This window comes from Acinetobacter sp. YH18001 (assembly GCF_013416975.1).
GTDB lineage: Bacteria > Pseudomonadota > Gammaproteobacteria > Pseudomonadales > Moraxellaceae > Acinetobacter > Acinetobacter pseudolwoffii.
Genome location: NZ_VPEU01000124.1, coordinates 1 through 1699 on the forward strand (window position 1 = coordinate 1; position 1699 = coordinate 1699).

General features: G+C 39.8%; 2 protein-coding genes. One reads left to right on the top strand and one right to left on the bottom strand.

Going from position 1 to position 1699, the window contains the following annotated elements; translation table 11 throughout:
- The first annotated feature begins 190 nt into the window (after positions 1–190).
- The gene (locus FTV48_RS14690; protein WP_001067793.1) at positions 191–895 is read left to right on the top strand and encodes an IS6-like element IS1007 family transposase; all 705 of its coding nucleotides are present in this window, start codon (positions 191–193) and stop codon (positions 893–895) included.
- Between the two features lie 134 nt (positions 896–1029).
- On the opposite strand, the gene FTV48_RS14695 is transcribed toward FTV48_RS14690, so the two are convergent.
- On the bottom strand, positions 1030–1359 hold the full coding sequence (locus FTV48_RS14695; RefSeq protein ID WP_025466485.1) for a four-helix bundle copper-binding protein: 330 nt from the start codon (positions 1357–1359) through the stop codon (positions 1030–1032).
- Between the last annotated feature and the right edge of the window lie 340 nt (positions 1360–1699).

A 1699-nucleotide genomic window follows, 5' to 3' on the forward strand; every position in this document is an offset into this window, starting at 1 on the left:
GAGAAACAGAATAAACGTTCCCGTGCCAAGAAAAGTATGCCGAGCCGTAAAGCTCAGAAAGCTGTTATTGGACAAAGAAATTTAAATCCTGTGCTTGACTCTTGTGGTTAAAAACAGGACATTTTAAGGCACTGTTGCAAATAGGCTGACATGATAAGCTAAATATCTTATTTATTTCGAGATACAGCAGATGAATCCCTTCCACGGTCGGCACTTTCAAGGTGAAATCATTCTTTGGGCTGTTCGTTGGTATTGTAAATATGGCATCAGCTATCGTGAACTTCAGGAAATGCTCGCTGAACGTGGAGTGAATGTTGATCACACCACAATTTATCGCTGGGTTCAGCGTTATGCTCCAGAAATGGAAAAACGTTTACGTTGGTATTGGCGTAATCCTACAGATCGACATTTATGGCATCTGGATGAAACTTACGTAAAAGTGAATGGCAAATGGGCATATCTATACCGTGCAGTTGACCAACGTGGCCATACTCTTGATTTCTATCTTTCTGCTAGACGAAATACCCATTCAGCTTATTGTTTTCTTGGTAAGATTTTGAATCATGTCAAAAAATGGCAGATTCCACGAGTCATAAACACTGATAAGGCTCATACCTATGGCCGTGCTTTGTCGCGACTAAAACAGGAAGGAAAGTGTCCTGAAGACCTGGACCATCGACAGATTAAATACAAGAATAACGTGATTGAATGTGATCATGGCAAGCTCAAACGGATCATCAAGGCTACGTTGGGATTCAAGTCTATGAAAACGGCTTATGCCACAATTAAAGGAATTGAGGTTATGCGTGCTCTACGCAAAGGACAAGCTTCATTATTTTATAACGGTAATATTCTAGGAGAAGTTTGGCTAGTAAATAGAGTTTTCGGTCTCTAAGCTTTTTTGAAGGGAAAATCATCGACTCAGATCCCTATTTGCAACAGTGCCGTTGTTAGTGGTTTGACCCACTAACAACTAACACGTTGGCTATTCATTGAGTAAATCCTAAACTCAACTAATTCTTTTATTTATCAGACAACCATTTTTCGACATTCGACGGCACATTCACGGCAAGCATCAGCACATTGCTGGCAGTGTTGATGCTCATGTTGGCTACATTCATCTGCACAGTATTCACAAGCCTTGGCACAAAGCTCACAAATTTCTTTCATAAAAGGAGATTCATTTTGCTGCATACGAGCACAGAGCTGACAAATATCTGCACAATCTAGACAACGCTGAATACATTCTCGCATCATCTCCAGATTTTCTTCTTTTAGACAGGCATTTGCACAACTGGCACAGGTAAGGGAACAGCTCATACATGCCTTTGCGCAATCTGAAAATTGGATATCGTTCATCATACTTACCTAAAGTCACTTGATTTAGGAATAAGCTAATCAAAAAAAAAGATATACACTAGGACGATTAGGTAAGGGAAAGTAAAATAGTCATAGATTTTGTTAAATGGTTTTAGGAGAGTGTAAATAAAACTGTGTAAACGCTTAAACTATCCCTCAACGCTGTTGGGGGGCAACACAGGTGTTTACCATGAAAGATGAAGCAATGCTGGCTGAACCGTACCGGGTTTGTCGGAGAGTCAATATTCTGAGAGACTATCCCGATGACAAAATTAAAATATACCCCTGAAATCAGAGAAAGAGCGGTTCAATTATTGATTGAATCCGAGAAAGATTATCC